Below are 24,620 nucleotides of genomic sequence, written 5' to 3'. Positions count from 1 at the left end.
CAAGGTTGGATGCTCTGCGACGGGCGGTATCTGGCGGCTATTTCTTACCCGGAGCTCTATGCCGTTCTTGGCGGACTCTATGGCGAACGAAATGCGGGTCGCGATCTGGAATTCCGCATACCGGACTATCGCGGTCTATTCCTGCGCGGATTTGATGCTGGTGCCGGCATGGACCCGGATGCGAAGCAGCGGTCGGATCCGACCGGCAATAATGTCGCAAATGTCGTCGGCTCGCTCCAATGCGATGCCATGCAGGTCCATACGCACCCCTATGACGTGACGACGCCGGCGGGTATTTCGCAGCAGGGCAACGCTGCGGGCACATCCATTTCGAGCAAGCAGACAGGTTCGCCAGAGACCCCCGCGCGCGCGTCTTCGGAAACGCGTCCGAAGAACATCGCGGTCAATTACCTCATCAAGTTTCGATGACACAAGGGAGGCAATCTCGTCGGCCCTCTTCCTTAAAGACTGCGCAGCGGATTTGGCGATTGCATCTGAACGGTTCATCAAGAGGAGAAAATATGATGATTATGACAATACGAATGTTCGGACGCTTCTCCGCTTTCGCGCTGATGCTGACCGCGGCACAGACTGCTACGGCCGAGGAGCATCACAAGGCCAAGGCCGGCGTAACACCTGTGGACACCGGCGTGGTTATTCGCGGGGTCACACTGTCTGGCCCTGTTGGTGCGCCTGGAACGTCAACCGGCAAGACTTGCGACTTCAGCGGCGAGCCGGTGGATCCATCCGGCCGCATGCTCGGAGCGAGCGTTAACTGCAAGCCAAGTGGAAATCTCGCCACCACGCTGCCAGGACTGCCTGCGCGCTTCAACGCCTATTGCGTCATCAAGGCGCCGGTGAAAAGCGCGCGGGTGCTGCAAGCTTCGGTCCCAGACAACCCCAATCATTGCGATCTCTCGGGGATCACGCCGAAGGACGCGACTGGCCAATTCGGCGGCGCTGTCTGGCGGTGAACGATGCCTGATAGAGCCATGCGCCGGCGGTCGCATTCAAGGGAACAACAATCCGGTTGACTTTGTGGATGGCCTCTGACCCTGGGCTGGAGAGAACTTGAGGTCGCCGGTGGCCGGGGCAAGATTCAAGCCTCACACCAGCTTCGTGTCGACGTCGACGGGGGAGAAGAAGACCCTCGTCGACGTGATGACGCGCATCGAAAGGGTGGTCGATCTCGCTTTGTGGGCTGTCTTCGCGACTTTCGTATCCGGAGCCTTCTTCGATGACAAAGTTTCCGGCCATCGCTTCGTCTGATGCGGTGGCTATGGTGAGCGCGAGCTTTGTGGTCGCCTCGGACTTTGCGTCTTGAGCCGGTGGTGTTTTGGGGATCACAGGAGGACTTCTAGTCTTTCACCTGTGAGGAACGAGCCTGTCGATTTGCGCATCAGGTTGGGTGCCTCGCACCACTCCCATTCGGCCGCATTGAGGAATCTCCCGCCTTGAGCGGGTAATCCATATCGCCAATCGCGAGCGATGACCGTGACGTCTACTTCGGCTTGCTAGGACAATGACGTGCTTCACCCTGTGCTGGGATGGAGATGAATCGACAGGAACATTAGACAACCAAGTTCAGCGCAGTATTCGTAGCCGAAAGCTCTCGGCAACCATCTGGGGGGTATTCACAACATCAAGTTTTCTCTGAATATTGAATATCTCGTTTTGGATTGTCCGATGCGACCGTCCTAGAATATTGGCGGTCTCTATGGCGGTCTTACCTGCGGCGCACCACTGAATGATCTCGCGTTCTCGCGGCGTGATCCTCGGCGAGTCCTTGGTCTTCTGCTTTGCTTCTTTCGCAATTTGCTCGCGGAGCAAGCTATGTGCGTAAGCTGATATGACATACAGAACTCTTCGAGCAGAGGTGGAGAGATCTACCCTTTCTGCTGCAAAGCTAACTATCGACTGAAATCCGGTCGCGGTGTGCAAGGGAATGCTGAAGCCATCGACCATCTTGAATTCACTGGCCTCGTTCATGACACGACGGTTATGGCGATCGAGCTTCTGATCCCGCAGTAATTCCGACCAGATGAATTCTCTGTCGCGGGTTTTGCTAAAATGGATCACTGGGTCGATGTGTACGTAATTGTTTTCCAGATAGCGATCAAACCACTCCACCGGCCAGCCGCTTAACACAAAGTAGGGGTCGATGCGCTCGTTCGGCAATGGTATTCCGGAAATTGCAAAGCAGTTGAAGCCGAAATGTCCAGAAATCTTGCCCAAAGATGACAACACTTTATCCTTGTCCTGAGCGCTAGATGTCTCTGTCAAAAAGTCGAACATCACGTTCGAAATTGTTGAGAACTCTACGTCCACCGCCAGCTCCGTCATATTGATCCAAGGTTGGCCCTATCGCATATCAGTCAGTAACGCAGTTCCAACTGCGGCTTGCAGCGGTGAAGGGTGAATACCCAATGAGACGGCAGTAGCGTTCCAGCCTCTATGATTGAGAATGCCTGGATATGCCAAAAATAGTCATAAAAATACAATCAATGAGGGAGTATCTGGATCTTGGATGGAGTTGATCGCTTCGCCACACCATATAAGAATATGCTACTAAAACTGAGTCTGTAATGCAACTATAAATAACATCACGAACTCAAAAAGTTCGACAAGAATGATGCCTGTCCCGTAAGCTTGCAAACGTCGGCGGTTGAGGCCACTCGCTAAGTCGTTCATGCGTTCCTTGACCTGTCCGGGCCCGATTTCAACGCAACAAAAATCGCCCAAAGATTGCATATATGAAAAGAACACCTCTTGTCCTATATGTAATCGTAAGTCGAATGGGCGTTTATGCCGTCTGCCCTACCCTGCTCGCGACGACAGAGGGCTGATGGTTGATCCTGTTTATTTGAAATGGCGTTGCCGACTAGCCCCGCGAATCCTCGAAATTTTGACAGCTTGTAATACGGGCTTGCCGCTAAACCCCACGCCGATTGCCATCCAAATCAACAGTCGTAGTCTCTCACGAGGATGGCGAGGCAGGTACCGCCGGCCGTGAAGAATTGAAGCCCTTGGGCGGCCGCGACGCGGCAAATCATCTGTTTCCTTCACCGATCACCAACATGGAGGCTGAACGCGCCAAGGAGGCGCAGACTGTCGTGCGGGACGCTCTGGACATCCTCATCGCGTCGGCTAACGCTTGCAAACGCCCACACCCATGCCAGCGCTTTCCGCGAGAGCGGGCGATATCGTCTTCTGCCGGCCAAACGCGCCAGCGCGCCGCCCACGAGCAAAATTGTGCTCACGACGCCGACGAGCGGCAGGACAAAGAGGATAATGAGGCCGAGTAGGGAAGGGATTGGTGCGAAGATCATGGGGCTATTGAGTGAGAAGATGCTGCCTCGCGGCGGGCGGGGGTTTTAACGAGACGGACTGACGCACCTGGCGGGCTTGGTCGGCTCAAGCTGAGGTGCTCCAGACAGTAACACCTTTGTTGATCGTCGACTTTCAGCCACCGCTTTTGCCGGACAAACATCTCTTCGACGAAGTGAGGGCTTATTGTGGCGACCCAGAAACAGCGTGGAGACGTTACCTCCGGCTCTTGAACCGGTCGAATGCCGTCAACCGCTGAACTGGCGGATCGGCATCCTGCCAGCGGTAGATCTCGGTTCGCAGGAACCGAAGCTCGTGGTCCATGGCTTCTTCGGCGATCTCGATCCACCATGATTTCGGACGCCCGTCGCTGCCATCAGACCAGCGATAGCTCCTTGCCTTGAGCACGTCCTTGAGATCGAAAGGTGCATTTTCCGCGAAGATGCGCACGCGCGAACGCTGGCTTGCTTGGTATAGCTCGGCAAAGGGGGTTTGCTCAGCGTCACCACGGGTGAGCGCCAGCACCTCCAGCAGGGCGAAACAGTCGTCGACGGCGCGGTGCCCGACGTGAAAGTAGCCGCTCTGGTTAATAAGATATATGTTCGAGCACACGCATCCCGCTTTAATGAGTGTGCTTGCGTTGGCGAGGACCGGTGCAGCAATCAGCAACGATCCTGGCGATGCCGTGAAGTTCGGCGGCGGGATCGAACGTCAGGTCATGGAAGAATACTTTAAGCCGGTCGGGGGAAGCCCGGATAGGCCCTACTATGTGCCATTCGGAGAGGCTCAAGGGAAAACCCGCTGGCGCGAAAAGAAGTATCCCGGCTCAAGCCTCCAGCGGCAGCGACAGGACAGGAAGAGCTTATTCCGGCAGCATCCCGCCGATAATACCAAGTGGGCGTTCGCTGAAGAGGCGCGAGACTGGCTGAACTCGAATGCCAAGCAAGCCATCGGTGATATTCCGGTGATTGTCGCATACCTGGTTGCATGGTGCTACCGCGAACGTGAGATATCGGCCTGGGACGCTGCGATAAGCAACTTTATTATCGAGTTTCCCGGTTAGCAGAGGCCGAGGCCGGCTTCCCAGCAGCACAGAAATGGAGGCCTTTGCAAGAGAAGAGCTGGGACTTTGGCGGTGGAAGCACCACGACTCACCGCTGCTCATCGATCCCTGCCGCGAAAAGGATTATGGCCGCCACCTCAGCGTCGATTTGTCTGGACACCTCCAGGATATGTCCGTCATGGGAAGGGGTACGATCGATGTGTATGATCTCAACAGGAGCCAACTCGTTGATGCCCGTGCCGATGCGTTTCGGCATTACCTTAGCCTGTTGAGGTCCGAATTCGACCGCGGCGTAAATTTGACGGCAGTCGATTTCGCGACCTTGGAGTTTGGAGGATGCTGGTACCTTCTTCTCAAGCGACTAGCGGACGATATATCGCGCAGGATCGAAAGCCGGATTTCGACGGAACGCAAGAGAATAGGGGAGGCACTGCGCCGGGTAGGCGAGGTCAATGAGGCGATTGGTAACCTCATCCACCTGCAATCGAGGATCCTGGATGAAATGTCCGCTCTGGCATCGCCAAAGGCGCCTTACTCGGCATTTGCGGTTGCCTACATTCGGGATTTCAAACGGCGTTTGGGATCGACGCTGCCGAGTTGATTACAAGATGTGGCGCGGATGGTTCAGGGCGCGGCACCGATGGTTGTCCAAAACATCTAGCAATCGTCTTTTTGTCGCTGGTGTCATAGCGTAAATTTCACTCTATCAAGGACTTATCTTATCTAAGGTGAGCGCCAACGGTTCAGATCCCTTCAAGGCGTGATAGCAAACTTTCGTACTCGCATCAGCTGCCTGGGGAAGAGTCGTTCATTCGAAGAATATGGCGTTTTGCTTTTAGTGCTAGTAATCCTGCACGTTTGCGGACTGTATATTGCCGTTGCCAAATTTCGGTTCAACCCCGAGCATGGGCGCTATTCGTCTAACAATGTTGCGCACCATCGGCGCTGCGGTTTCGGCCGCCATCGTGAGGTTATTCTCGCCCGTGCGCGGCTCATCACAGAAGGTAAGGACAACGTACTGCGGATCATCAATCGGAAAGGCCGCGAGGAATGCATTGAAGTTTAAGCGGGAATCGTAACGACCATTGACGACTTTGTCGGCGGTGCCAGTCTTCCCGCCGACGTGGAAGCCAGGAACATCAGCCCTTCTACCTGAGCCCTGCTCACCGTTCAATTTGAAAAGATACCGGATCGCGTCGCTAGTCGACGCCTTCACAACTCGTTTTCCTGACGCTGTCGCCTCGGTGCGGCTCTGGGGTAGGAAGGTTGGTGATATGAGCAGGCCGCCGTTGACCAGAGCTGCACCCGCCACTGCCGTTTGGAGCGGTGTCGTCGAAACACCATGGCCGAAGGAGATCGTAATAGAATTGATCTTTTTCCAGACCTTTGGTTGTGACGGCGACTTGACCTCCGGAAGCTCAGTCCGCATTCGCGTGAGAAGGCCAAATTTGGTGAGATATTCGCGCTGAACCTCCGCGCCAACCATATCGACCATTTTTGCGGTGCCGATGTTCGACGAATACCTAAAAATCTCGGGAACCGTTAGCCATCGACGCATGCCGCCGTGGGAATCATGGATCGTGAATCCACCGAGACGTAGCGGCTTCGTTGCATCAAAACTGTCCTTCAATGTGACCTTGCCGGTATCGAGAGCAAGTGCCATCGAAAATGTCTTGAATGTAGACCCCATTTCAAACGTTCCGTTTGACATCCGGTTCAGCCACCCGTCGGCTCCCGTCGCGGCCGGATTATTCGGATCAAAATCAGGAGCGGAAGCCATGGCGATTACCTCCCCTGTCCGCACGTCCAGGACGACGGCACCTGCGGCTTTGCTCCGATAGTTCTTCATGGCCCCGACCACCACGTCGTGAACGACGTTTTGAACCCGCACATCGATGGAAAGTGTTAGGGGCTCTAACTCGGCTCCTGATGTCAGTCCCGCCGCGGAGAGATCTGAGAAACCTTGTAGGTCGATGAACCGCTCCATGCCTGCAACGCCGCGATTGTCGATGTCGACATAGCCGAGGATATGAGCTGCTGTAGAACCACCCGGATAAAAGCGCCGCATCTCGGGCCTGAATCCGATACCAGGTATGCCCAGGCGAAGAATTTGACCTTGCTGTCTGGGCGTGAGCTGTCGTTTGATCCAGGTGAATCTCGATCTCTTCTCCGATAATTTGCCGTAAACGTCCTTCATGTCGAGGTCGGGTATGACGGTCGCGAGTTTCTCGATTGCCTCATCAACATCGACCATCTTGTGGGGCTCCGCATACATCGAAACCGTACGTATATCTGTAGCGAGTAGCTGTCCGTTTCGATCAAGGATATTCGGGCGAGATGCCACGGAATTCAGCGGTGGCATCACTCCCGAAACAGGGTTTTCTTCTACTGCATACTGCACCAGCCGGGCGCCGATCACGCCATAGACAATCGTAAACCCGGCGGCCAGGATTGCTACACGCCCACGCCTCCGTAGGAAGTGCTTCGCTTGGCGCTGGTTCGGGATCGTTTCCCGAAGCCTACGCGACGAGAAGTGTGCTTTACTTTTATGCAGAATGATTCTTGAAAGAAACGACATTGGTCTGGGGCAGCTTCTTTACGGTGAAAACGTTTGGTTCGCGATTGAATCGCAGCCATTCTCCTAGTCAGAGAAATTGACCTATTGCTCACGGGTTAAGGAGTTGTTGCTTTTAATTGTGTTTTTATCATCTGCAACTTTGATCTGTGGAATTGTATTCGTTTATAATCGTCACTAAACGCCTAGTTTAGCCCCGTTATGACGTCGGCGAACTCTTCAGCACGCTTATATCTGTCGGCGTGCCGGACGTGTGCGAGGCTGCGTTGGCGTTGCAATGCCTGGCATCTCGGTGTTCATTTTCGACAAAAGGCCAAGCTTTGTGAGGAATTGCCGATGGGCTTCAATGCCTACCATGTCGGCAACGGCTGCAGTGCCAATGTTAGACGAATATTGAAAAACTTCTGGGATCGTCAAAGGTCTGTTTTTGCCCTTGAAATCTTTGATCGTGAAACCACCCATCCGAATTGGTCGCGACGCGTCGATGACGGAGTTCAAGGTGATCTTTTCAGCGTCGAGGCCCATGGCCAGCGTAAAGCTTTTGAAGGTCGATCCCATCTCGAACGTGGCGTTACTGATCCTATTGAACCAGCCCTTCTCGTAGTCCTTGTCGACACTCCCGTCTGCGAGCGTGCGCGATGGTTTGTTAGGGTCATAGTCAGGGACGGATGCCATAGCCAGCACTTCACCGGTGTTGACGTTTAGGATCACGGCGCCCGCGGCTTCTGCCTTGTAGACGTTCATCGCTTTCGCGGCGACTTCGCGGATGATGTTTTGCGCGCGGATGTCGATCGAAAGTTTGACAGGTTCCAGCGAAGCGCTTGAGGTCATGCCGCTAGCTCTGAGGTCGGCGAGACCCTGCTGGTCTAGGTAACGCTCCATGCCGGCAAGGCCGAGGTTGTCGATATTCACGTGTCCGACAATATGGGCCGCCGTCCGACCGCCGGGATAGAAACGACGTTTTTCCGGTCTGAAGCCGATGCCCGGAATTCCGAGAGCTAGAATGTCGGCTTGCTGCCTAGGAGTTAGCTGGCGTCTCAGCCACTGAAACCCACTGTTCAGCTTCAGCTTCTTGTGGGTCTCGCTCCAATGGAGATTCGGGAGAATGGCTGCTAATTTCTCCACCACTTCGTCGGCATCGACGATGCGTCGAGGATCGGCATATAGCGAAACCATGTTCAAATCAGTAGCAAGGAGCTGGCCATTGCGATCAACGATATCGGGCCGAGAAGCGACTACATAAGGATTGCTAAGCGCGTCGGTACTGTCCTGCTCAGTATGAGCGTATTGAACGAGGCGGCCGCCGATCAGCAGGAATCCAAATACAAACGCCCCTATCAACATCACAATGCGGTGTCTTGCTTGTCGATCACGAGTCTCTTTCCTGTCTCCGATACAAGCTGTGAGCTGGCTCGTTTGGCGAGCGATCAGGATATGGGACTGGCTTTTCAGCTTGAAGACATGGGAGATAAGGCTCATTCGAGTCCATCCAGGAGTTGACAGCTGCATCGATAAGACACGACCGAAAACGCGAAGCGTTTTAGGGTATCTCTTCCTGGGGGTAGTATTAGGATTGCCTTCAATTTATTAGGTGATCGTTAATTTCGCTCAACTTTCGGCGTGTCTTTGACGGGTACGGGACCGAAATCTAAAAAAGGGACCCATCTTTGCTGGACGCGGTTTGACTTGAAAATCTCTGGCCCGCCAAATGCAATGCCCAGCCCGCTTCGCGTGGGAGTTGGCTTACCGACGTCTCGGGCAGTTAAATCGGTTTGCCTTACTGTTACTTGGGCACGGAAACATCGGAAGCGCCAAAAGCTCCGTGAGCGGTCTCCGGAGATTCACCAATCGAGTTCGTGCCTGTTACGCTCGCGGTTGAGCGGAGGTAAATATCAGCCGCGCGCGACCTTCCGCCCACTCTTCAAGGGCTTAATTTCCCCTATATCGTCGGCCACCGGAGCGAAGAACTCCGAAATATCGCAAGACAGCGCTGCGGCAATCTTCTCGAGGGTAGTGACCGTTGGGTTCTTACTGCCCCGCTCAAGATACCCGACATAGGCGCGCTCGACATTGGCCTCAAGCGCGAGGTTGTCCTGCGAGATCCCCCGCATAACCCGTATTCGCCTGAGATTCAGTGCCACTCGCTGCCGTGCATCCATGGCGGAAACACAACATTTGACAGTTGATAAAACCACGTATTATAGAACCACGAATATGGATCTTGAACGAACCAGAGGTAGCGCCCGCCGCCTCGCGAGACTAATCCGACCAAAGACGGAGGAGCTGTATGACGGTAGTGCCCGACGAAACGGCCGACATGCTGATGGCCCTGCTCTTTGCCGTCAGGAAGATTGTCGACAGCGGAGTGGAGGGTAAGCAACATATAGCGAAGACCTACCGCGAGGCGCGTTCACTTATGACGACAATAGATCGTCACGGTGGTTCGGCACGCCCACGGATCGAGGCATGCTTGCAGCACTTCAACGTCCATAAGAACGCCGACGATGCAGCTGCTGCCGGCTGGATGATTGCCGCGATCGAGGAGCGGGTGAGCGAGCGGAACCTCTACGGATGGCGCAGGCTGAAGGAAATCGTCGATGCGGCGGTGCACGAACTCCTCTTGTCCGAACAATTGTCCGTTCATTGAACTGCCGAAACGTCGATGGTTACAGCAAGCTTGATGGACCGACCAGCTCACCTTCCTTGGTGACGATGGTCGATCCATAGGGCTCGCGGGACATCTCGGTCAGGGCGTCATTGGGCAATGGCCGCGCAAGATCCTTGGCCTCCTCCCAAGGCGCCCTCATCCAGACATCGGTCTCTTCCTTGGTCAACAGCAGCACCGGCATGGCCTTGTCGTGGATAGGCTTGACGAGATCGTTCGCATCGGTCGTCAGAAACCCATAGAGGTCGTCGGTCGTCCGCCCATCCTTGACCTTGCGCACCGATGTCCATTGCAGAACATGAATACCGGCAAAGAACATCAGCGGTTTATCTGGGCCGCGCGCGAACCAGGCATTCGGCACATTGCCGCCTGTCTCCTGGCTGGCAGGATCCGGCTCGGCGAAGCTTGTGACCGGGACGAGACAGCGGTTCTCGACGCCAAACCAGCGCTTCCAATGCGGGAGCTTGAGATTACGGACATTCGTGACGCCGCGGTCGACCTGTTCGCGCAGCAGCTGCTCGAAATCTACCCCCTTCCCCTTCGCCCGAAGCTTCTCAGCCTTGGCTTCGGCTGCTTTCACGAGAACAAAGGGTGGAGAGGGGAGGCCCCAGCGTGCATGAACGAGCTGCTTCTTGCCATCAGCTGTGTTCCGGACGATCGGTCCCAGCTGGTCGGGGTTCATCTGATAGGCCGGCATCAGGTTGATCAGGCTCTCGGCATCCTGAGCCCACTTGTTCACCCAGTCCTTGTCTTCCATGCGGTACAAGTTGCACATCGACGCTCCATCTCCCTTGAAGCATACAGACATCGTAGCCGACGAAGCGCCGAAACGCCAATTGATGGCTGTCAATGGATCGGCTTCGAAACTTTTTCGAAAGCTCCATCACTGGACGTTCGAAGTCATCTCCATGATTCCCAATGCGAATCTTAAAGTCCACTAAAATAGAGGGATAATATTCCTATTTCGGGTTGCTTGACACGTAAAGTGAGATGGAACATTTAGTGAACATATGCACTTGACCGACATCACGTCGATACCAACACGACCTCCACAAGGACCCGTGAATGATGACTGCTGCCCGCAATAGGGTGATATCCGAGCTGAAACACCGTATCGCGTTACTCGAAGGGAATGCGGGCAAGAGGAGCGGCTGCCTGGCCTTCGGTGTACCCGAGATCGATGCGGTGCTTCCGGGCGGTGGTCTTGCCTATGGCGCCATTCATGAGTTTGCCGGCGGTGGCGCAGGCACCGTCGACGGAGCGGCCGCTGCCCTTTGTGTTGCCGGCATTGCCGCGCGCACCAGGGGACAGGTCCTCTGGTGCCTGACGCGTCCCGATCTGTTCTTTCCGGCGCTGATGCAGGCGGGACTTCATCCAGACCGGGTGATCTTTGCCGAAGCCGACCGCGAGCAGGATGTGCTGGAGAGTATGGAGGAGGGGCTTTCCTATGGCGGGCTTGGCGCCGTCGTCGGCGAGGTCGTCCGCCTGCCGATGGTGGCGTCGAGGCGCCTGCAGCTGGCTGCGGAAAAGACCGGCACGATGGGACTGGTGGTCAGGCGCTGGCGCCGGCAGGTGGAGGCCTCGGATTTCGGGCAGCCGACGGCGTCGACGACCAGGTGGCGGGTGAGCGTCCTGCCGTCGGAGGAGCTGCCGGTTCCAGGCGTCGGGCGGCCGCGATGGCTGCTGGAACTGATGAGGGTGAAGGCGGGTGAGTGCGCTGAGTTTATCGTGAGGGCGTGCGATGCCACGGGTCGTATCCATCTATCTGCCGGACCTGCCGATCGAGCGGATCAGGCGCATGGATCAAAGAGAAGAATTATCGCCTGAGCGGCCATTGGTCACGGTTGCCAGAAGCGGTTCCAAGCGTTTTGTGTCCGCGGCCGATACAAAGGCCAGGGAAGCAGGCATCCGTGTGGGCATGCCAGCCGCCAAGGCGCAGGCGATGGTGCGTGGTCTTCAGTTTGTTGAGGCAGATCCTGCAGCCGATGCGGCGGCACTTGAGCGCATCGCGCTCTGGGCGCTGACGCACTATTCGCCGATCGTCGCTGTCGACGGCACCGATGGCATTGTCATGGACACCGAAGGCGCCGATCATCTGCAGGGCGGCGAGGCACTGATGCTATCGGGCATCGTCAACCGCTTTCACGCCAGGGGCTTGACCGCGAGGGTCGCCATCGCCGACAGCTGGGGTGCCGCCCACGCCGTCGCCCGGGCAGATGGCCGCGAGACCGTGATTGTGCCGAAAGGCGAGATCGCCCGTTTCGTCGAGCACCTGCCACTGACAACGCTTCGGCTGCCCTTGGATATCGTGACGAGCCTGCGCACGCTCGGCTTTCGCACCATCGGTGAGCTGTCCGCCACCCCGCGCGCACCGCTCACCCTGCGCTTCGGCCCGGAGATCGGCCGGCGCCTCGATCAGATCCATGGCCGCTTGGCCGAACCGATCGATCCCATCCGGCCGGCCGACGTAATCGAAGTCAGCCGCAGCTTTGCCGAGCCGATCGGCGCCTCCGAAACCATCGACAAATATCTGACCCGTCTGGTGGCGGCCCTCTGCCAGGCTCTTGAAAAGAAAGGTCTCGGTGTCCGCCGCACCGATCTGATCGTCCACAGGGTGGATAATTCCATTCAGGCGATCCGCGCCGGCACGGCAAAGGCGGCGCGCGATGTCGCCTGGCTGACAAAACTCTTCCGCGACCGGATTGAGACGATCGAGCCCGGCTTCGGTATCGAGAAGCTGTCGCTGGTCGCCGTCATGACCGAGCCGCTCGGAGAGGTGCAGAAGGCATCCTCGCTGATCGAGGAGGAGGTTGCCGATATCGCGCCGCTGATCGATGTCATCGGCAATCGCGGCCAGCGCGTCTATCGGATAGTGCCGGTCGCGAGCGACGTGCCCGAACGCAGCGTCGCTCGCATTGCCGCCATGGCGGAGAAGACCGGCGCCGCCTGGTCGCTGCATTGGCCGCGGCCGGTGCGGCTGCTGGCGCGGCCGGAATTGATCGAGGTCATCGCGCTTTTGCCGGATCATCCACCGGTCTCCGTCACCTGGCGCGGCAAGCGCCGACGGGTCAGACGCGCCGATGGGCCGGAGCGCATATTCGGGGAATGGTGGACCAGGAGTTCCGAATTCGATGCGGTGCGGGATTATTTCGTGATCGAGGACGAGACCGGCGAGCGCCTGTGGATCTTCCGCTCCGGCGATGGTGTCGATGCTGCCACCGGCTCGCATCGCTGGTTTTGCCACGGGATCTTCGCATGAGCTACGCCGAGCTGCAGGTCACCACGCATTTTTCCTTCCTGCGCGGCGTGTCGTCGGCCGACGATCTGTTCCGGACGGCAAAGGAGCTCGGCATTTCCGCACTTGGCATCGTCGACCGCAATTCGCTGGCCGGGATTGTCCGGGCGCTGGAGGCCTCGCGTGCGACCGGGGTGCGCCTGGTGGTCGGTTGCCGCCTTGATCTCACCGACGGCATGTCGATCCTCGTCTATCCCACCAACCGCGCCGCCTATTCCAGGCTGACGCGGCTTCTGACGCTTGGCAAGGGCAGGGGCGGCAAGGGCAACTGCATCCTCAATCTCGAAGACGTCGCCCTTTATGCCGAGGGTCTGATCGGCATCCTTGTGCCGGATCTTGCCGACGAGACCTGCGCCCTGCAGCTCAGAAAAATGGCAGATCTCTTTGGCGATCGCGCCTATCTGTCGCTCTGCCTGCGCCGGCGGCCCAATGATCAGCTGCGGCTGCATGATCTCTCCAATCTTGCCGCGCGCTTCAAGGTGAAGACGGTCGTCACCAATGACGTTCTCTTCCACGAGCCATCGCGCCGCCAACTGCAGGATATCGTCACCTGTATTCGCAACAACACCACGATCGACGATATCGGCTTCGAACGCGAGCGGCATGCCGACCGCTATCTGAAGCCGCCGGAGGAAATGGCGCGGCTGTTTCCCCGCTATCCCGAAGCAATTGCCCGCACGCTCGAGATCGTCGAGCGCTGCACGTTCTCATTGGAGAAGCTCACCTACCAATATCCGGAGGAGGCGATCGTACCGGGCAAGACCGCCCAGGAATCCCTCGAGCATTATGTCTGGGAGTGCATTCCCAACCGTTATCCGGAGGGCTTGCCACCATCGGTATTGAAGGTGATCCGCCACGAGCTCGATCTCATCCGCACCATGAAATACGCCCCCTATTTTTTGACGGTGTTTTCGATCGTCCGCTATGCCCGCAGCCAGGGCATTCTATGCCAGGGGCGAGGGTCTGCCGCCAACTCCGCGGTCTGCTATATCCTCGGCATCACCTCGATCGATCCCGAGACCAATAACCTGCTCTTCGAGCGCTTCGTCAGCCAAGAGCGCGACGAGCCGCCCGACATCGATGTCGACTTCGAGCATGAGCGGCGCGAGGAGGTGATCCAATGGATCTACAAGACCTATGGCCATGACAAGGCGGCTCTTTGCGCAACGGTGACGCGCTACCGCGCCAAGGGCGCGATCCGCGATGTCGGCAAGGCACTCGGCCTGCCGGAGGATGTGGTCAAGGCGCTATCATCAGGCATGTGGTCGTGGTCCGAGGAACTGGTGACCGATCGCGGCTTGCGTGAGCTCAACCTCAATCCGGACGACCGCCGGCTGGCTCTCACGCTGAAGCTTGCGCAGCAGCTGATGGGCGCGCCGCGTCATCTTGGCCAGCATCCCGGCGGTTTCGTGCTGACCCATGACAGGCTCGACGATCTCGTACCGATCGAGCCGGCGACCATGGCCGACCGCCAGGTGATCGAATGGGACAAGGACGATGTCGAGGCGCTGAAGTTCATGAAGGTCGATGTGCTGGCGCTCGGCATGCTCACCTGCATGAGCAAGGCATTTGCATTGATCCAGCATCACAAGCATCTGGATCTCGATCTGGCTCAGATCCCTCAGGAGGATCCTGCCACCTATGCGATGATCCGCAAGGCCGACACGCTCGGCACCTTCCAGATCGAAAGCCGGGCGCAAATGTCCATGCTGCCGCGCATGAAGCCACGCACCTTCTATGATCTCGTCATCCAGGTGGCGATCGTCCGGCCCGGTCCGATCCAGGGCGACATGGTCCATCCCTATCTGCGGAGGCGGGAGGGCAAGGAGCCGGTCGACTATCCGACACCGGAACTGGAAGCCGTTCTCGGCAAGACGCTTGGCGTGCCGCTCTTCCAGGAGAGCGCCATGAAGGTGGCGATGGTCTGTGCAGGCTTTACCGGCGGCGAGGCCGATCAGCTGCGCAAGTCGATGGCGACCTTCAAGTTCACCGGCGGTGTCTCGAAGTTCAAGGCCAAGCTCGTCTCCGGCATGGTCAGGAACGGCTACACCCCCGAATTCGCCGAAAAGACCTTCTCCCAGCTCGAAGGCTTTGGCTCCTATGGCTTTCCCGAAAGCCATGCGGCGAGCTTCGCCCTCATCGCCTATGCCTCATCCTATGTAAAATGCCACTATCCCGATGCTTTCTGCGCGGCTCTGTTGAATTCTCAGCCCATGGGCTTTTACGCGCCGGCCCAGATCGTCGGCGACGCCCGCAAACATGGCGTCGAGGTCCGCCCGGTCTGCATCAATCGCTCACGCTGGGACTGCACGCTGGAGCCGATCGAGGGCAGTGATCGCCACGCCGTTCGCCTTGGGATGCGCGTGGTCCATGGACTTGCCCAGGTCGATGCCGCCCGCATCATCGCTGCGCGGGCCGATCAGCCGTTCGAAAGCGTCGATGATCTGTGGCGCAGGTCCGGTGTGCCGGCGGCGTCCCTGGTCGAACTTGCCGACGCCGACACCTTCCTATCGTCGCTCAAGCTGCAGCGCCGCGATGCGCTCTGGGCGATCAAAGCTTTGCGTGACGAGCCATTGCCGCTCTTTGCCGCGGCGGCCGAACGCGAGCAAAGAACGATCGCCGAGCAGTGGGAGCCAGACGTCAGCCTGCGGCAGATGACGGAGGGACACAACGTCATTCAGGATTACAGTCATATCGGTCTGACCCTTCGCCAGCATCCGCTTGCCTTCTTGCGCAAGGATCTTGCCGTCCGCAATATCGTTACCTGCGAAGAAGCGATGTCGGCGCGTGACGGCCGCTGGCTGATGACGGCGGGCCTCGTGCTCGTGCGCCAGAAGCCGGGCTCGGCCAAGGGCGTGATGTTCTTGACCGTCGAGGACGAGACCGGACCGGCCAATGTCGTGGTCTGGCCGGCCCTCTTCGAACGCCGCAGGCAGGTCGTGCTCGGCTCCAGCATGATGGCGATCAATGGCCGCATCCAGCGGGAAGGCGACGTCGTGCATCTCGTCGCCCAGCAGCTGTTCGATCTGACGAGCGATCTGTCCGGGCTTGCGGACCGCGATGAAGCCTTCAGGCTGCCGACCGGGCGCGGTGATGAGTTCGCGCATGGGACGCCAGGGACGCCGGACTCCAGGGAGAAGGCTGTCATGAAGGCGCGGGAGATTTACGAGCCGGATCGGCTTATTGATAGGTTGAAGGTGAAGAGCCGGAATTTTCAGTAGAAGGACGATACCTTCGACCCAAGACGACATTCAAACGACAACCTTACCTAAATGCGCACTTGTCCTGCAGCGCTAAAATAGACCCGCTCCGCTTCGACGTGCCGATCAGGCACCAGTATCGTGACGGCAAGCAAACGACACGGTTCACAGGTAAAACCGATCTTGGCGACACATTCCTCGTCGATCAATACAAGCCAATGAGTTCGCGATCCGTGCACGCAAGGCAAATAGTCGACGATTGGCCCGGTTTCGTGCAAGATTTCAGTTATGAGAGGCTTTGCTGGAAAGGTCACAGCTCTTGCATTTGGAGCAAGAACATCATCACCAGCACATATACTATCCCGCTCAAAAGTGATCTGCATCTGTCTCGCCAATGCGTGCGATGGAGCAATGTGCATGCCGCGGTAGGTAGGCCATCGCACTCATCGATCAGCACTGGGTGCCGAGCGGGATCGATAATCCTCGATCATCTTCCCCAGCAGATACACCGACATCCCCGGAATCCCGGCAAGTTTCCATGCTTCGAAGTAGTCAGGGTAGCTGCTGTGTATGATCTTTCCGACAGTTATGTGGCGCGTCTCCGAACCGGTATAGTTGAAGGTAACAGCGAACTGCAGATGCAAGAGCGTCATCGACCGCAATCGCCTGGAATGACGATCCAGGTCCTCGAAGAAGCGAGCATCGAAGTACTGGGAGCTCCCGTCGAGCATCCCTAGTAGTTCGGCCTGAAGTCCTAAACTCATCGCTTCGTCGACTAGTAACCCTTCGGACATTCGCTCGCTCTGATTTTAGTGAAGATGGGGTCGTTTGCTATGGGTACGGAAATGTTACCTTACGTGATTGGCGTATCGATAGGCCGAAACTGAAAAGCCGGAATTTTCAGTAAAGAGAGCGGCGAATCGGACCAAGGCGTTAGGCTGGAATAATTCGCCAAATGAAATCAATTGAGTAGAGAGGCAAATCTTCATCGGTTATCTGCGTTGCTGAAGCTTCAGCGTTAGTTTCCCTTGGGCACCTCATTGATAGGAACAATTTTGCCTGCCTTCCACATATAAATTGAGAAGGTCGGCAGCGCCCTGTTTCCGGTTGCCTTATCGATTTCTGCCGGGATAGCCTCGTCCGCGCTCATTCTGACTGCAACGGCCCGGGGATCGAGATAGACCATTGGCCTGCCATCTTTTATATCGGTGATGAGGCTGAACTGGTAATGTCCGTAGCACAGTTCATCTTTAATACCGGCCGCTACCTGGTGGACAGCTGCATAGGAACGCAGCGTCAGGTCCTCAGCCTGGACCTCATGCGCCTTCAGTGCTTTCCGAGCGCTCTCCAAATCGGTGGTCAGCGTCTCATGGGGCGCGTCGGTGAAGATGGTGCCATCAGCTTCCTTTTTATAGAGGGTCCGGTAATTGACATTGGACAAGGCATCGCCGCCAATGATCTGCGGTTTGACTGAGATGTCTCGCAGTTGCCGGACAAGCACGCCAATTTCGGAATAAGCACCCCCGTAATAGATGACCTCTACCCCTGACCGCTTCAGTTTCTCCGCCTCCTTCCGATAGTCATATGCGCCAGGGTCGACGGAGATCCTGAGCGCCTCGGTAAGGCCGTCTTCGTTGATGGTCGCCTTGAAGGCGTCCACGAGAGGTTTGCTGTAATTCCTCCCATCATCCATGATGGCGATCTTTTTGCCCTTGAGATTCCGCAGCACATAGTTTGCGGCGATCACCCCTTGCCGGGGATCCGCGCGGTAGCATTCGCTTGCGAGATTGCTGGTCCGCCCTCCGTCGATGAGATCGATCGGCGGAAAGGTCTTTGTCAGATGAAGGATTATAGTACCCGAGGGCGCTAAAATATCTGCTGGCGCTTCGCGGCGTATCTGAATAGGGGGCGGAGGATCAAAAACCGCCGCTTCAATGACGAAGTTGGTTTTTTCATCAAGAAAGTCCTTGGCAACCGACGAGCTTTTCAGGGTATCACTGGCGTCATCGCCGAATTTCAAGACAAGCTTATCGTTGAGGATGCCACCGTTCTTATTGATTTCGTCGGCGGCTGCTTGCATTGCGCTTCTGACTTTATTGCCATCTGCGGCGCCAGGCCCTGTCAGAGGTGCGATGATGCCGATTGTGTAGTCCGCATGCGCCGGGGCGACAAAGGCTAATGACGCTACAAAGGTCGTGGCGAAAAGGGTGTCGTTTCTCATGAGATCTCCGCCGGGCTGTTCCCAAGCAGAAATGACAATAATGCCTCATTATGAATGGCCACTGAACGTTGAGCAAATTATTGGGTTGCAACCAACGTATCGGAGTAAACCTGAGAACTGGTGTGAATCGGCGCGCTGATTAGAGGCAAATCGGCGTCACAAGCTATTGATATTTCAAAGATGCGCGGGGTCATTCGGTGACGCCCATTCACAGGCTTGCCGCCAAATTCGTCTTGGGGTCGCTCAGACAGCCGCCCCTTCAACGTGTCGACATCGAGGTCAAGAACAAATACCTCATCGAAGAAATTGATGAACCTATGGAAATTTCTGGAGCCCCCGCAGAAAAAGGATAGTCGGTGCCCCTTGTAGGCCAGCAGCGACTTGACCTTCTCAACGTCCCAAAGGTGATGATTATGACGGAAGGCCATATCCAGGCTACTCGGATCCAGCGTCGAGAAGTCGAGCGGTCGTCCGGTTAGTGGATCGCCTTTGTAAGCCAGCTCGCGGTCACCGTGGAGAACGTGATAACCGCGCCGCTGTAGTTCCGTATCAACTGAAGTCTTGCCGCTCCCGGATACGCCCTTGTCAATCGGCTTGGAATATTCCACGCCGAAACACAGGTATGTTCGAACACGATCAAACATCAGAGTTTGGGCGCCACCAGAAAGCTCAGTCCGGTAGCCATGCGCAATCAACCCAGTGCCGTTCATATCGTTTTGCGAATTCTGTCATCTCCCGAATATTGGCCTGGGGTGTCCGGCAGGCGCGGGCGCAGGTGGTGACCACGTCTCGGTAAAAGGCCGCCGAAACCGGCCGGATGCCCTCGTAGTTCATGATCAACTCGGACAGGCGTTGCGTGATTGCCTCGCCGCGGGGGGCCATGACAAGGGTCGGCGGAGTGCTATGCGCATTGATCAGGACGTACCGCCAGCTCGGGTCTACCTCTCCTTGAGCCGGAACGAGTTCACAAGGGCAAGCATCACCACCACCGGAGATCTCGTGATAGATCGCTTCGAGGGCCTGGGCTTTTCTGGCGATGAGAACATAAGGTCCCCAAGAAGTGTAGCTGCCCATCCGCTCGTCATAGAGGATGCCCATCAGCTGCCTCAGGTTGTCGCAGGCCGATTTGTCCAAGGGGGAGCGTCCAGAGACAAACCATTGGAGTTGTCGGAGCGTAATCCCGATCGCAGCTGCGATCTCTTTCGGCGGATTGGGCCAGCATGCTACCAGATTTTTGGCGATTTCCGCCGTATTGTCGTACTCTTCGTAGGCTGGGATATCGTCATTGTCATCATCGTCGATATCCTCTGATGGAGCCTTCCTCAAACGTAGCCAGGTTCTGCCACTCATGTTGTCGTGATCAAAATAACGCGGTTGATCGGGTGGAAGGGATGTCTCCCAGGATGAAAGCCATGGACCGGTTTCCCAATCAACCTCTTCGAGGGGAATGGATGGCGGGTTGCGCATTGGCAACTCCAGCCACCGCTCGATCTTCTCCTCCAGTTTTCGGTTGCTGAGTCCAAGAGGGCCTTGGTCCGCCCTCCAGTCGTGGTCCCTATGTGCATCACGGCACAGGGCCTCGACTGACGCGTTGAGAGACGGATCAGCGGGATCATGCTTCTTCAATAACCATCGAGAAGCGTCCTGGGCCGAGCGCAGCGATGCGGGTACTGTCTTATCCTTGGCGTCGGCAACCTCAAGCCGGACTCCGATTTTGGCGAGATCCGCCGCCAGCGATGGATCGGCCTGCGCAAGATAGCGGTTCACACGGAGAATATCCGGCAGACCGCGCAATCCCTCCGCGTTTCCCCACGCCGTCAGCAACACTTCGCGAAACGGTCTGCGATGGGTAAGCGTAGAGAATGTCAGCCAGCGGATTGGAAGGCCGGCGACGGTGAGGCCGTAAAGCAAAATCGGGCTCAGTCCATATCGCTCAGCGTCCGCGAGTCTGATGGGATCATGCGCAACCACAATGCCATATTCGGGATGGTGGAACACAGACTTGGCGGTCGAGACGTAAAAGTGATGTTCCCGATTTGGCTGTTGCGCCTGATTGTCCATGACTGCTCTCAAAATGATGAAATCAATATACACCATGGTACAATTTCGGCGCGAAGTTCCAAAGAACTTCCTTGATTTGGACAGCGCTTGTTTGCAGTTCTCTGACAGCACGCACCTCTCGCCGAGCCCATCGACGTGGGTCGACGCAGGGAATTCGGCAAATCCGTCCAGCAGGATGATTTTCGTCCTGAAGCGACCAAGGTCGATTCCCCGTTCTTCGTCAATCGCTCTCTGGTAGATGGACTTTTGTAGAGTTGAAGTGCCGCAGCCGTTTCAAAGAAAAGGTCGCGCCTCTCCTTAATCGTCCCAACTTTGTAACTTGCTTCCCGTCCATGATCTCGGTACGTGTTTGGCACAAGCGTAGAGCGATTCGCCGTATGACAATCTGCGTTCAAGTGCGTCTCACCGTCTTCCACAATCGCGATACCGTTGTCTGCCTCCGAGTAGCATTGAGAGTTCTGACCGGCGCTGCGCGCCTGCCAGCGTAAATTTCTCGCCATCCAACAATGCGATCGGGGCTCTTCCGCGGTCACGACTTCGTCTCATCGACCGACGGAAACGTCATCGAATGAGATCAACGCTGACAATGAATGCAACATTCCTGTCGATTGGCACGCGATAAACCGGCTTTAGCCGGCTGTTTCTCGGAGGTCATTGGCTCCAGCCGATGATTTTATTCAGCTAAGGTCACTTTTGATGTTTGCTCGACTGTTCCGCTTCCTGGAAAGCCGTATCGATATTTTTAGCGCCTTCGATGAGGATGAGACGCCGCCAACGGGCGTATGGCGTTTCATGTGGCATCATCTCAAGGGGATCAAGGGGTGGCTTGCCGCCATCATGCTGATCGAACTCGCCTTCAGCGGTGTCGAAGCGGCGATCTATCTGATGGTCGGCTGGTTTGTCGACCTGCTCAACAAGCAGTCCCCACAGACGATCTTTCAGGACTATGGCTGGCTTCTTGCCGGCGCGGCGTTCATCATTCTGGTGCTACGACCGATCCTGTTTTTCGTCACGCAGGTGGTCACCAACCAGATCGTGGTGCCGCCCCTTACAAATCAAATTCGCTGGCGTAATCATATCTACACGCTCGGCCACTCGCTGACCTATTTCCAGAACGATTTCGCCGGCAGACTGTCGGCACGCGTCATCCAGGCAGGGCAATCCGTCCGCTCGGCCGTCATCGCCGTGATCGGCGACCTCTGGTACGCTCTGATCTTCGCCTCGGTCACGATCGGTTTCTTCGGGTCCGTCAATGTTTGGTTGATGCTGCCGGTCATCATTTGGCTGGTAGCCTATGCGGTGCTGCTTAGATATTTCGTGCCGCGGGCTCTGGAGCGTTCGGAGGCCAACTCCCTCGGCCGCTCCTCGACCACCGGCCGCATCGTCGATTCCTATACGAATATCCTGACGGTAAAACTCTTCGCGCGTGGCGATCTCGAACGCGCGGCCGTAAGAGATTCACTCAAACACTGGAATGATACCTTCCTCGACCTGATGCGGTTGATCCTCGGCGCGAGCCTCGTCCTCCAGATCCTCAATAGCATCCTGATCGTGGTCACCGCGGGCTTGACGCTCTATTTGTGGAGCCGTGGTGCCATGACGGCCGGCGCCGGGGCAGCAGCGATTGCCCTAGTGCTGCGTCTCGTGCAGATGTCTGGCTGGCTGATGTACCTGATCCGTGATGTCTTCGACAATATCGGTACGGTGCAGGAGAGCATGCTCACCATCGCCAAGCCGCACGACCTGGTCGACGCGCCCACCGCCGGGACGTTGTCTGTTCCAAGCGGTGAGATTGTCTTCGACCACGTTCATTTCCGCTACGGCGGTGCCAAGCCCGTCTTTCCCGATTTATCGCTCGTCATTCGTCCGGGAGAGAAGATCGGAATTGTCGGCCCCTCCGGTGCGGGCAAATCGACATTGGTCAATCTCCTGCTACGCCTCTATCCGATCCAATCGGGGCGCATCTTCATCGATGGCCAGGACATTGCAAACGTCACGCAGGATAGCCTGCGACGTCATATCGGCGTCGTGACGCAGGACAACTCGCTGCTCCATCGCTCCATCCATGAGAACATCGCCTATGGCCGCACGGGGGTGGACCGGGAAGCAATCGAGAACGCGGCCCAGCAAGCGGCGGCCCATGACTTTATCGTGGGACTCTCCGATCAGGAAGGTCGCGCAGGCTATGATTCCCGTGTCGGCGAGCGTGGAGTGAAGCTCTCGGGCGGCCAGCGCCAACGGATCACCATCGCACGCGTTTTGCTCAAGGATGCTCCCATCCTAGTGCTCGATGAAGCGACGTCGGCGCTCGACTCAGAGGTCGAAGCCGCGATCCAGGCTCAACTCCACCGGCTGATGCGCGGCAAAACGGTGCTTGCCATTGCGCATCGTCTTTCCACCATTGCTGAGCTCGACCGACTGATCGTGCTCGACCAGGGGCAAATCGTGGAGGAGGGGAGGCATGACGAACTGATCGCCCGTGATGGCCTCTATGCACGGCTTTGGCGGCGGCAATCGGGAGGTTTTCTGGCTCTGGAAGATAGCTCCGTGGCGTAGGCAGAACGAGACTGCCCGCTTCGTCTGCGTCGGTTGACAGAACTGTGGCGAAATACCTGGGGATGATGCCCTCTCACCATTGCTCGCATATGCGTCCGTTGGCACGATCGAGCCGTCAAAAGTGAGGCCCGTTCATGCGCTTATCCGCCCCGCCGATTTCGAAAACACGCCTTGAGCAGTTGTTGGCTGGTCTTTTGCCGGATTCCACTCAGCATGTACGCGGCGATGCGCCAAGCCAAGAAGGCAAAAAGGCGTCAGAAGAAACGGCATCAAGCGGCTCCGGTTCGCGGGCATAGTTGTTTCGAGAGGCGCTTAGAAATGACCGAAGAGCGGCTGACCGGGCATGACTCGGGGCCGATCTGGATCGCTACTCCTTTATCGCAATGGACTTGTACGATCTAATCCTTGCCGGTTTGCGCCGGCGTTCTCATCCTTTTGCCCCGCGTGCGTAAAGGCGGAAAGTGGGGCAGATTTTCTGGCAATGCCGATTTTATGGTCGACTGCATCGGTTCGCAGCATACGGCTGCGAGAGTACCGGCTCAGGATTGTCCTGCAGTTCCGGCAGACAGCGATTGGTTCGACTTTGGCGCGACGCGGCGCCGAATGATGCTGGATATCGGCGCGACGACAGATCGCGCCCTCGGCGATCGTTGCCCGTGCCGGTGCGTATTCTCCAAAAAGACCAAATCCGAGAACAAGGGCTAGCTGCCGGCATGGCGATCACGCGGCGACTGAGATATGGCATGAGTCGATTGCAAAAAGGTTGGATCTGAATGGAAGCGAAAGCCGTCAGTATTATCTATCTGAAGAGCCTTGGATCTATTTTGATTGCTATTGCTATATTGTCGGCTGCGCGTTGGGCTATTTCTCCGCCTTAGGTCAATACCGATATCTGTAAGCAATCCTTGGGTCCGCTTAGAAGCGGCGGCTTGCGAAACAGTCACTCTGCTCCCGCGGGAATTGGGTTCCCACATTCAGACGCTTGCAATGACAAGACCTGTCAGCGGCCGGAAATCCCGCTCAACACCAATGCGTCGGAGAACGACTTGCGTAGCTTCGTCATCAAGCGAAAGATCTCCGGCGGCACAGTGAGCAGAGATGGCCGGGTTGTGAACCGGGGTCGCCGAATGACCCGTCCATCTTTGAAATATCAATAGCTTGTGACGCCGATTTGCCCCAAATCAACGTGCCGATTCACGCTCACTCAGCTTCCAAAGCCTCGTCTTGCGATAAAGGCTTTCGTCGATCGGAACCACAGCGACGAAGTTCGTCCAATGCGTTGGCGTGGAGCACTGTAAGCAGGACTTTACCTACGTCAGCGCGACGGTCATTTCATGATTGAAATAGCCGCGAGCCCAGTTTTTCAGGATTGCGCGAAGTGATGGGTCTTTCGGCCAATCTGCGGATCTTGGAAGGGGCATAGCGCTCCTCCTCTGTCCATGCAGACAGGAGCACATATAAACCCTCAGCCGTCACCGCCTACGGATCAGTGGGTGACGATACCGTCATATATAGGTGCCGAAGCGCAAGGATTTATCCCGAAGGCTTGAATTATCTTTTGAGACCGGAATATCCCTTATATTAGTTTTGTATATCCCAAAAGGCGAATATGCCTACGCGTCTACCCAGTGTGGCGGGTCCTATGGGTGAGCGCGGA

19 protein-coding genes and 2 pseudogenes are annotated in these 24,620 nt (G+C 56.8%); 10 read left to right on the top strand and 11 right to left on the bottom strand.

Going from position 1 to position 24,620, the window contains the following annotated elements:
* Positions 1-9 precede the first annotated feature (9 nt).
* From GA0061100_RS32865 to GA0061100_RS32855, 3 genes are all read left to right on the top strand, one after another.
* Positions 10-429: a phage tail protein gene (locus GA0061100_RS32865; protein ID WP_342197010.1), complete on the top strand. Its 420-nt coding sequence runs from the start codon at positions 10-12 to the stop codon at positions 427-429.
* Positions 430-521: 92 nt separating this feature from the next.
* Complete coding sequence (locus GA0061100_RS32860; protein ID WP_244558022.1) at positions 522-974, top strand: protein rhiC; 453 nt, start codon at positions 522-524, stop codon at positions 972-974.
* Between the two features lie 97 nt (positions 975-1,071).
* Positions 1,072-1,269 carry a hypothetical protein gene (locus GA0061100_RS32855; RefSeq protein WP_075857051.1) on the top strand — a complete coding sequence of 66 codons (198 nt, stop codon included), beginning with the start codon at positions 1,072-1,074 and terminating at the stop codon, positions 1,267-1,269.
* 315 nt (positions 1,270-1,584) lie between these two features.
* Here GA0061100_RS32855 and GA0061100_RS32850 read toward each other — a convergent pair whose 3' ends face one another.
* Positions 1,585-2,343 (bottom strand): helix-turn-helix transcriptional regulator, encoded by a 759-nt coding sequence (locus GA0061100_RS32850; protein ID WP_075857050.1) that lies wholly within the window; start codon positions 2,341-2,343, stop codon positions 1,585-1,587.
* A gap of 1,200 nt (positions 2,344-3,543) precedes the next feature.
* Positions 3,544-3,924, bottom strand: a pseudogene (locus GA0061100_RS32840) (3'-5' exonuclease); the annotation flags it as partial.
* A 1-nt stretch (position 3,925) separates the two neighbouring features.
* On the opposite strand from GA0061100_RS32840, the gene GA0061100_RS32835 reads away from it, so the two are divergent.
* A complete protein-coding gene (locus GA0061100_RS32835) occupies positions 3,926-4,390 on the top strand; it encodes a hypothetical protein (RefSeq protein ID WP_075857048.1) in 465 nt (154 codons plus the stop codon).
* A 34-nt stretch (positions 4,391-4,424) separates the two neighbouring features.
* The gene (locus GA0061100_RS32830; RefSeq protein WP_075857047.1) at positions 4,425-4,991 is read left to right on the top strand and encodes a hypothetical protein; all 567 of its coding nucleotides are present in this window, start codon (positions 4,425-4,427) and stop codon (positions 4,989-4,991) included.
* 240 nt (positions 4,992-5,231) lie between these two features.
* Here GA0061100_RS32830 and GA0061100_RS32825 read toward each other — a convergent pair whose 3' ends face one another.
* From GA0061100_RS32825 to GA0061100_RS32815, 3 genes and pseudogenes are all read right to left on the bottom strand, one after another.
* Complete coding sequence (locus GA0061100_RS32825) at positions 5,232-6,968, bottom strand: peptidoglycan D,D-transpeptidase FtsI family protein (RefSeq protein WP_075857046.1); 1,737 nt, start codon at positions 6,966-6,968, stop codon at positions 5,232-5,234.
* Between the two features lie 252 nt (positions 6,969-7,220).
* A pseudogene (locus GA0061100_RS32820) lies at positions 7,221-8,444 on the bottom strand (peptidoglycan D,D-transpeptidase FtsI family protein); the annotation flags it as partial.
* Between the two features lie 413 nt (positions 8,445-8,857).
* The gene (locus GA0061100_RS32815) at positions 8,858-9,106 is read right to left on the bottom strand and encodes a helix-turn-helix domain-containing protein (protein WP_425298731.1); all 249 of its coding nucleotides are present in this window, start codon (positions 9,104-9,106) and stop codon (positions 8,858-8,860) included.
* 146 nt (positions 9,107-9,252) lie between these two features.
* Here GA0061100_RS32815 and GA0061100_RS32810 point away from each other — a divergent pair, with 146 nt between their 5' ends.
* Positions 9,253-9,612: a hypothetical protein gene (locus GA0061100_RS32810; RefSeq protein WP_083961511.1), complete on the top strand. Its 360-nt coding sequence runs from the start codon at positions 9,253-9,255 to the stop codon at positions 9,610-9,612.
* 19 nt (positions 9,613-9,631) lie between these two features.
* On the opposite strand, the gene GA0061100_RS32805 is transcribed toward GA0061100_RS32810, so the two are convergent.
* Positions 9,632-10,405, bottom strand: a complete 774-nt coding sequence (locus tag GA0061100_RS32805) for an SOS response-associated peptidase (protein WP_075857044.1) — start codon at positions 10,403-10,405, stop codon at positions 9,632-9,634.
* Between the two features lie 293 nt (positions 10,406-10,698).
* Here GA0061100_RS32805 and GA0061100_RS32800 point away from each other — a divergent pair, with 293 nt between their 5' ends.
* Genes GA0061100_RS32800 through GA0061100_RS32790 form a run of 3 tightly spaced genes read left to right on the top strand, consistent with a single transcriptional unit; the run spans position 10,699 to position 16,146 of the window.
* Complete coding sequence (locus tag GA0061100_RS32800; RefSeq protein ID WP_075857069.1) at positions 10,699-11,457, top strand: ImuA family protein; 759 nt, start codon at positions 10,699-10,701, stop codon at positions 11,455-11,457.
* The gene (locus GA0061100_RS32795; protein WP_075857043.1) at positions 11,372-12,889 is read left to right on the top strand and encodes a Y-family DNA polymerase; all 1,518 of its coding nucleotides are present in this window, start codon (positions 11,372-11,374) and stop codon (positions 12,887-12,889) included. The genes GA0061100_RS32800 and GA0061100_RS32795 overlap by 86 nt, the downstream gene beginning before the upstream one ends.
* Positions 12,886-16,146, top strand: coding sequence for an error-prone DNA polymerase (locus GA0061100_RS32790; RefSeq protein WP_075857042.1), 3,261 nt, complete (start codon positions 12,886-12,888; stop codon positions 16,144-16,146). Before GA0061100_RS32795 ends, GA0061100_RS32790 begins: the two co-directional genes overlap by 4 nt.
* A 47-nt stretch (positions 16,147-16,193) precedes the next feature.
* Here the strand turns inward: GA0061100_RS32790 and GA0061100_RS34570 are convergent, their stop codons facing one another.
* The 5 genes from GA0061100_RS34570 to GA0061100_RS35330 form a co-directional block, all read right to left on the bottom strand.
* Positions 16,194-16,508: a hypothetical protein gene (locus GA0061100_RS34570; protein WP_143525605.1), complete on the bottom strand. Its 315-nt coding sequence runs from the start codon at positions 16,506-16,508 to the stop codon at positions 16,194-16,196.
* A gap of 60 nt (positions 16,509-16,568) precedes the next feature.
* Positions 16,569-16,919, bottom strand: coding sequence for a hypothetical protein (locus tag GA0061100_RS32785; RefSeq protein ID WP_075857041.1), 351 nt, complete (start codon positions 16,917-16,919; stop codon positions 16,569-16,571).
* Positions 16,920-17,143: 224 nt separating this feature from the next.
* Positions 17,144-18,346, bottom strand: coding sequence for a branched-chain amino acid ABC transporter substrate-binding protein (locus GA0061100_RS32780; protein ID WP_075857040.1), 1,203 nt, complete (start codon positions 18,344-18,346; stop codon positions 17,144-17,146).
* Between the two features lie 77 nt (positions 18,347-18,423).
* Entirely contained in the window at positions 18,424-18,990 is a 567-nt protein-coding gene (locus GA0061100_RS32775; RefSeq protein ID WP_075857068.1) for a DEAD/DEAH box helicase family protein, read from the bottom strand.
* Between the two features lie 25 nt (positions 18,991-19,015).
* Positions 19,016-20,443: a hypothetical protein gene (locus tag GA0061100_RS35330; RefSeq protein WP_244558021.1), complete on the bottom strand. Its 1,428-nt coding sequence runs from the start codon at positions 20,441-20,443 to the stop codon at positions 19,016-19,018.
* A gap of 660 nt (positions 20,444-21,103) precedes the next feature.
* Here GA0061100_RS35330 and GA0061100_RS32765 point away from each other — a divergent pair.
* Complete coding sequence (locus GA0061100_RS32765; protein WP_075857039.1) at positions 21,104-22,963, top strand: ABC transporter ATP-binding protein; 1,860 nt, start codon at positions 21,104-21,106, stop codon at positions 22,961-22,963.
* The last annotated feature ends 1,657 nt before the right edge of the window (positions 22,964-24,620 follow it).

This window comes from Martinezella hainanensis, from assembly GCF_900094555.1.
Classification (GTDB): domain Bacteria; phylum Pseudomonadota; class Alphaproteobacteria; order Rhizobiales; family Rhizobiaceae; genus Rhizobium; species Rhizobium hainanense.
This window is presented reverse-complemented; position numbering and strand designations above follow the sequence as displayed.

Excerpts from the sequence above, each read along its gene's own strand:
- GA0061100_RS32865 (WP_342197010.1), top strand. The coding sequence starts at position 10 with ATGCTCTGCGACGGGCGGTATCTGGCGGCTATTTCTTACCCGGAGCTC.
- GA0061100_RS32860 (WP_244558022.1), top strand. The coding sequence starts at position 522 with ATGATGATTATGACAATACGAATGTTCGGACGCTTCTCCGCTTTCGCG.
- GA0061100_RS32850 (WP_075857050.1), bottom strand. The coding sequence starts at position 2,343 with ATGACGGAGCTGGCGGTGGACGTAGAGTTCTCAACAATTTCGAACGTG.
- GA0061100_RS32835 (WP_075857048.1), top strand. The coding sequence starts at position 3,926 with ATGTTCGAGCACACGCATCCCGCTTTAATGAGTGTGCTTGCGTTGGCG.
- GA0061100_RS32830 (WP_075857047.1), top strand. The coding sequence starts at position 4,425 with ATGGAGGCCTTTGCAAGAGAAGAGCTGGGACTTTGGCGGTGGAAGCAC.
- GA0061100_RS32825 (WP_075857046.1), bottom strand. The coding sequence starts at position 6,968 with ATGTCGTTTCTTTCAAGAATCATTCTGCATAAAAGTAAAGCACACTTC.
- GA0061100_RS32810 (WP_083961511.1), top strand. The coding sequence starts at position 9,253 with ATGACGGTAGTGCCCGACGAAACGGCCGACATGCTGATGGCCCTGCTC.
- GA0061100_RS32805 (WP_075857044.1), bottom strand. The coding sequence starts at position 10,405 with ATGTGCAACTTGTACCGCATGGAAGACAAGGACTGGGTGAACAAGTGG.
- GA0061100_RS32800 (WP_075857069.1), top strand. The coding sequence starts at position 10,699 with ATGACTGCTGCCCGCAATAGGGTGATATCCGAGCTGAAACACCGTATC.
- GA0061100_RS32795 (WP_075857043.1), top strand. The coding sequence starts at position 11,372 with ATGCCACGGGTCGTATCCATCTATCTGCCGGACCTGCCGATCGAGCGG.
- GA0061100_RS32790 (WP_075857042.1), top strand. The coding sequence starts at position 12,886 with ATGAGCTACGCCGAGCTGCAGGTCACCACGCATTTTTCCTTCCTGCGC.
- GA0061100_RS34570 (WP_143525605.1), bottom strand. The coding sequence starts at position 16,508 with ATGCAGATCACTTTTGAGCGGGATAGTATATGTGCTGGTGATGATGTT.
- GA0061100_RS32785 (WP_075857041.1), bottom strand. The coding sequence starts at position 16,919 with ATGTCCGAAGGGTTACTAGTCGACGAAGCGATGAGTTTAGGACTTCAG.
- GA0061100_RS32780 (WP_075857040.1), bottom strand. The coding sequence starts at position 18,346 with ATGAGAAACGACACCCTTTTCGCCACGACCTTTGTAGCGTCATTAGCC.
- GA0061100_RS32775 (WP_075857068.1), bottom strand. The coding sequence starts at position 18,990 with ATGTTTGATCGTGTTCGAACATACCTGTGTTTCGGCGTGGAATATTCC.
- GA0061100_RS35330 (WP_244558021.1), bottom strand. The coding sequence starts at position 20,443 with ATGGTGTATATTGATTTCATCATTTTGAGAGCAGTCATGGACAATCAG.
- GA0061100_RS32765 (WP_075857039.1), top strand. The coding sequence starts at position 21,104 with ATGTTTGCTCGACTGTTCCGCTTCCTGGAAAGCCGTATCGATATTTTT.